Annotated in this window: 6 protein-coding genes; 4 read left to right on the plus strand and 2 right to left on the minus strand. The window is 42.9% G+C overall.

Translation table 11 applies throughout. The features are described from left to right. Window positions 1–162: 162 nt before the first annotated feature. Both CGZ90_RS20300 and CGZ90_RS20305 read right to left on the minus strand, forming a co-directional pair. Window positions 163–600, minus strand: coding sequence for a GNAT family N-acetyltransferase (locus tag CGZ90_RS20300; protein ID WP_094253336.1), 438 nt, complete (start codon window positions 598–600; stop codon window positions 163–165). 18 nt (window positions 601–618) lie between these two features. Next, window positions 619–804: a YhzD family protein gene (locus CGZ90_RS20305; protein WP_094253335.1), complete on the minus strand. Its 186-nt coding sequence runs from the start codon at window positions 802–804 to the stop codon at window positions 619–621. Between the two features lie 154 nt (window positions 805–958). On the opposite strand from CGZ90_RS20305, the gene CGZ90_RS20310 reads away from it, so the two are divergent. The 4 genes from CGZ90_RS20310 to CGZ90_RS20325 all read left to right on the plus strand — a co-directional run. Next, window positions 959–1855, plus strand: coding sequence for an ABC transporter ATP-binding protein (locus CGZ90_RS20310; RefSeq protein ID WP_094253334.1), 897 nt, complete (start codon window positions 959–961; stop codon window positions 1853–1855). Then, entirely contained in the window at window positions 1848–3113 is a 1266-nt protein-coding gene (locus tag CGZ90_RS20315; protein WP_094253333.1) for an ABC transporter permease, read from the plus strand. The genes CGZ90_RS20310 and CGZ90_RS20315 overlap by 8 nt, the downstream gene beginning before the upstream one ends. Before the next feature lie 129 nt (window positions 3114–3242). After that, complete coding sequence (locus CGZ90_RS20320; protein ID WP_133063603.1) at window positions 3243–4454, plus strand: metallophosphoesterase family protein; 1212 nt, start codon at window positions 3243–3245, stop codon at window positions 4452–4454. Between the two features lie 24 nt (window positions 4455–4478). Beyond that, window positions 4479–6058, plus strand: a 1580-nt coding sequence (locus tag CGZ90_RS20325; protein ID WP_133063640.1) for an ATP-binding protein, incomplete at its 3' end; no start/stop codon positions are given.

Here is a 6058-nt window from a genome sequence, read left to right on the forward strand (position 1 = left end):
TGCCGACTCCAGCAGGATAAGTGGGACAGGTGAGACCTCTTAGGGCGCATTGCGGCAAGAGGGCTCACCGCCCACCCTGCGGAAAGCGTGCACCTGAAACGGAAATCAACGGCTTCTTTGATTTCTAAATAGCAACAAATCTTTCCATATCAAGTATTTCATTTAAATCATCACTTTTATAAACCGCAGCCCAGTATCGTCATAATCCAAATTGCGGTAAAAGTCGTGAGTGTCGGTCCGGTGTTTGCCGCTGTTCAGCAAAATAGCTGTACAGCCCTGTTCTTTCGCCCACTCTTCGCCATGCAGAACGAGTGATTTGCCAAAGCCGTTGCCGCGGAATTCTTCGCTGACAACGAGTGCTGTAATCCGGGCATATGTCCCATTCTTTTCAAAATACATACCTTTAGTCAGACCGATCATTCCGGTTATGCGCTCTTCATAGCAAGAAACGAAGCAAGCGTAGCTGCTGTCGTTCAGAAGAAGAGAAAGCCTTTCTTCCATCTCTTCCTGCATAGTAGGATAGCCAAGCTCTCCCATAAGATAGGCAAGGTCACCGCTGTCTTCCATAACAGCTTTGCGGATATAACAGTTGCTCATCATCTTCACCCCGCAGGTTTATTAGCGGTGGAACAGAAGTAGCTGTCCTTTAGGCGATGTCAGGCGATGTGTTTTTTCTTCTGCCTCAAGCTCTTTTAACCGCTCTTCACCAAGCCTTTTTGCCGCTTTATCGTCAGCTGCCTTCAATGTTTCGTCCGCTATTTTTTCACCATTTTTTTCATATACCGTAAGTGTGTAGGATAACATGATGTCAATCGCTCCTTTCTCTCTTTCTTCGTTATTCGATAAGATTTTTATAATTCCTTCTAATGAACCATTTTTAAAAAACAGCTCCTATTTTTGTAAAATATAACCATAAAGTACTATCACTGTAGTACACTTTATTTAGGGGGGAGATAACGTGCTGCACATACATAATGTAAAAAAGAACTTTGGACAGTTTACCGCAGTCCACTCACTTAACCTAGAAGTGGAGCGAGGTGGAATATTTGGTTTGCTTGGAGCAAACGGTGCGGGTAAAACCACTACGTTCCGCATGATTCTTGGTTTGCTTACGCCAAGTCAAGGAACGATTAAGTGGAATGGGCAGGAGCTTTCGTACAAAACGAGTGACACGATAGGATACCTGCCGGAAGAAAGAGGTTTGTACCCGAAGCTGACGGTGAAAGAACAGCTGACTTATCTGGGACAGCTTCGCGGAATGAAAAAGTCTCATATACTTGAAGCTGCAGAAGCTTGGCTGAAGCGTTTTCAGGCTGAGCAATATTTAAATAAAAAGGTCGAATCACTATCAAAGGGAAATCAGCAGAAAATCCAGTTCATTGCTTCGGTGCTGCATAAGCCAGAACTGCTTATCTTAGATGAACCATTCAGCGGCCTTGATCCTGTAAATGTTGATCTTTTAAAAGAAGCCGTAAAAGAACTAAATGAAGAAGGAATGACCATCGTTTTTTCGAGCCACAGAATGGAGCATGTGGAAGAGCTGTGCCAGAACATTTGCATCATGCATAAAGGCAAAGCGGCTGTAAGCGGACATTTGAAAGATATCAAGCGGTCGTTCGGCAAAAAGAATGTTGTCGTTCACGCAGATTTTGACCTTATGTATTTAACCGAGCTAGACGGCATCCTCAAGCATCACCGCTTTACAGATGGCATGCGTTTTCAGGTGGAAAAAGAGGAAGTCGCACATGATATTTTCCAAAACATATACAATAAGGGATTCGTTACGAAGTTTGAGCTGGAAGAGCCTTCTCTCCACGATATTTTCATAGAGAAAGTGGGTGCAGCTAATGAGTAAGTTTTGGATTGTTCTGCTGCATACGTATCGTAATAAAATTAAATCAAAGCCGTTTATCATCTCCACTGCAATAACGATGGTGCTGATTTTTACTATTGCGAACATTAACCACATCGCTAAACTGTTCGGCAACGATGTGCCTGACAAGATAGGAGTTATTGACGAGTCAGGAGTATTTTATCCACTCTTGCAAGAGCAGGTAAAACCTCTAAAAGAAGACATTACACTTGTGTCTGTCAGTGATGAGAAGACAGCAGAGGTAAACGTTTCGAAAGGAAAGCATGAAGGTTACCTTATCATAAAACAAAGCAGCGAGGGGCTGCCAGAAGGTATCTTTAAAGCAGAAGATGTTACAAAGCAAAGCAGCATTGATGATATCCAAAATGCGCTCCAGCAAGTAAAAAACATGGTTTCAGTGGAATCGCTCGGTTTGTCGACTGCAGAGGTGGAAAAGATGTATGCCCCTGTCGGTTTTGAAAAAGTATCGCTGCTTGAAAGTGCAAAAAGTGAAGAAGAAGCAAACCAGGTGTATGTGCTCGTTTATGTGCTTCTTTTATTCATCTATATGTCTGTGATGATGTACGGTACGATGATTGCAACAGAAGTGGCAACGGAAAAGTCATCACGTGTCATGGAAATCTTGATATCAAGCGTGTCACCTGTTAAACAGATGTTCGGCAAAATATTCGGCATCGTTCTCGTAGCCTTTACACAGCTAACCGTTTTTGCTGGCTCAGTATACACGGCTCTACAGTTGAACGAAAGTATAAGCGGGAAAGACAGCATGCTGGATATATTGAATCTAGGATCTATACCGTTATCTTTATATATTTACGCAGCGTTATATTTCCTTTTAGGCTTTTTCATGTTTGCGACATTATTTGCAATGCTCGGTTCGCTTATTAATCGAGTGGAGGAAGTGAACAGCCTCTTAACCCCGCTTATTATGGTGATAGTTGGAGCGTTCATGATTGCGATTTACGGCCGCGAGAATCCAGAATCAGCAGTTGTTACAATAGCTTCATATTTTCCATTGTTCACCCCAATGATCATGCTGCTGAGAGTCGGAATGACGGATCTTCCTTTCTGGGAGATACTTCTGAGCTTTGGTATCCTTCTCGCGTCAATATCCATTTTTGCAACTATCGGAGCAAGAGTTTATCGCGGAGGAGTACTTCTTTACGGAGGAAGCCCATCGCTTAAACTCATCAAACAGGCTTTGCTGATGTCTAAGGAAGAGAAGAAAATAGAAGGATAGAGATTGAGACCCTCCAGATTAAATGGAGGGTTTTTTTGTCGTATACATAGAACATCCGTTTGTTTTTCTCCTCTAAAATTCGTTTAAAGTGGTAAAATAATGAGAGAATAAGAGGTAAAAGGATGTGTGATGATGATTACATTTATTCACTGTGCCGATCTTCATCTGGACAGTCCATTTAAGGGATTGAAAGGATTGCCTAAATCCATATTTGATAGATTGCAAGAAAGCACATTCGCCTCATTCAGCAGGCTGACTGATGCAGCAATTGAGGAAAAAGTGGATTTTATGCTGATTGTCGGGGATGTGTTTGATGGAGATATGAGAAGCCTTAAAGCACAATTCCGTTTTAATAAAGAAATGGAAAAGCTTAATAAATATGGCATTACCGTCTTTGTTTCCCACGGAAACCATGATCATCTCGGGGGACAGTGGACAGATCTAGACTGGCCTGAAAATGTTATCTTTTTTGCTGGGAACAACGTTCAGCAGGTACCCTTCATTAAGAATGGAGTAACAGCAGCCCTGATTCATGGATTCAGCTATGAAACGAAGGCTGTAGAAGAGAACCGGACGAGCCAATACCCTGTCAAAGCAGGGGACGTGCATCATATCGGCATGCTTCATGGCCAGGCAGCGGGGTACACGGGACATGATCCTTACGCACCTTTTCTGCTGCAGGAACTGATCAGCAAAAATTATGACTACTGGGCTTTAGGCCATATACATAAACGGAGCGAGCTGTCTTTACAGCCGCCAGTCTGTTATTCAGGCAACATTCAAGGCAGGCATAAAAACGAGACAGGAGAAAAAGGTGCATATGTCGTCACACTCAATGAGAACGGGGCGGAAAGCCGCTTTATCCCAACTTGCGATATTATCTGGAAAGAAATAATCCTGGATATGTCAACGGTGGATCGTGAGTCTGATCTTTTAAACAAATGTTTAATTTTTAAAGAAGAAATGCGTGAAGAAAGCAGGGGAGTCCTCCTAAGAGTCATTTTAACAGGAAAAAGCTCTATATTCTTAAGTCTCTCGGCTTTTTTGCTGGAACTGCATGATGTATTGAATGAAGAAGAAAACGGAGAAGATTTTGTTTATGTTCATGAGATCATCAATGATTGTTTTCCGGCGGATGCAGACGGTAATCAGTCAAACACAGGATTTTGGAGCGATGTGCAGCAGACACTAGAAGACAGCAGCTGGATTGAGGAAACATTAGGTGATCTGTATCACCATCGGCAGGCTGCAAAATATCTTGATAGACTTCCGGAAGAAGAGATGAAGGAACTGATTAAACAGGCAGAAAATGAGCTTTTGCAGGAACGGTTCAAGAGCTAAAAACAGGAGAGGAGGAAGACAGGGATGGTATCCATTAAACATCTGTATATCTACCAATTTGGCGGGATGAAGCAGTGGGAAGCAAAGGATTTATCAGCGGGACTGAACGTTTTTTACGGTGAGAATGAGGCAGGGAAAACAACCATTATGCAGTTCATAACAGCCGTTTTATTTGGATTTTCAGGCAGAACGCAGAGCGGAAGTCGCTATGAACCGAAAGATGGAGGCAGGCGGGGCGGAAAGATTGTCTTTTACGATGCTGCTTGGGGAGATGTAACTGTTGAACGGGTAGACAGTTCGAAGGCTGCGGGAGATGTAACGGTATACCTGGAAAACGGTGAAACGCATGGAGAAGATTTTTTAAAAACCTGGCTGAACGGATTAGATAAATCTTTCTTTCAAGGGATTTTCAGCTTCGGACTCGATGGTCTTCAGCAGCTCGATCTTATGAGTGAAAAAGAACTTGGGGATTTTCTATTAGGAGCTGGGATGACAGGAGGGGAAAATCTTTCTGCGTTAGAAGGACGGCTCGAAAGAAAATGGAGCACACTGTTTAAACCAGGAGGAAGGAAACCTTTAATAAACAGCAAGATTGCTGAGCTGAAGGATGCAGAGGAAAACCTGGCAAAATGGAAAAAAAAGAATGAAAGCTACGCTATGCTGCTGAGAGAAAAGGAACAGAAATCAGCCGCAAAAGGAGAGCTGCTGCAGAGGATTACAGAAGCAGAAAAAGAGATCGGACGTTTAAACAAGTGGATGGAACTCGAGCCCGTTCTGCAAAAGTGGAGCGAAAGCGGCCGATATATAGCCGAGACAGGTGATCATTTTTTTCCTGAGGATGGATTGAGAAGGTATGAAGCATGGAGAGCGCAGGCTGTATCTATGGAAGGGGAGCTTGGTTATCTTAAGGAAAAAATGGATGCGATACGGCAAGAGACAGATCCATCAAAGAATAAATACATTACAGGCAATGAAGATGAAATCAGATTGATGGGTGAACAGTATCACCGGTACAAGCTGATGAAAGAAGAAGCTGAAACGCTGCATGCGGCGCTTGCTGAAAACGGCCGATCTGTATGGGAAATCAGTAAAGAAGCTGGGGGAGAATGGACTAAAGAGAAAGTGCAGTCACTTATTCTTACACTTGCCGCAAAAAATAGCTGGATGCAGATGTTTAACAATCTTCAGCAGCTTCAGCAAAGAAAAGAAATACTTGATGATCAGCTGGAAAGGTCTCGTAAGAATCTTGAAGAAGCAGAGATGAAAGAGGAAGAGCTTCGTTTAAAGCTTATGCCGGATGAAGACAGAGAAAAGCTTGTTGAAAAGAGACAGGCGTTTTTTCAAAATAGAATGAACTCTTCTAAGGAAGCAGAGCTCACCGCAGAATACGAGTATGTGACTAGGCTGCTTAAGACTGAAAAGAACAAAAGCAGCTATAAACAAGGCATAAAGTGGATAGCCGCCTGCCTCTTACTAGGAGTTCTTATGACTGCAGCCGCTGTTTTCACTTCTGATATCCTATTCTATCCCGCACTGCTGCTGCTTTTCACAGGAGCTTTTTTAGCAGCTGACTATTTTAAAAAGAAGCGGTATGTACTCTCTTT

Origin of the sequence: Fictibacillus aquaticus, assembly GCF_002245695.1 — a bacterium.
In the GTDB taxonomy this organism is placed as follows: domain Bacteria; phylum Bacillota; class Bacilli; order Bacillales; family Fictibacillaceae; genus Fictibacillus; species Fictibacillus aquaticus.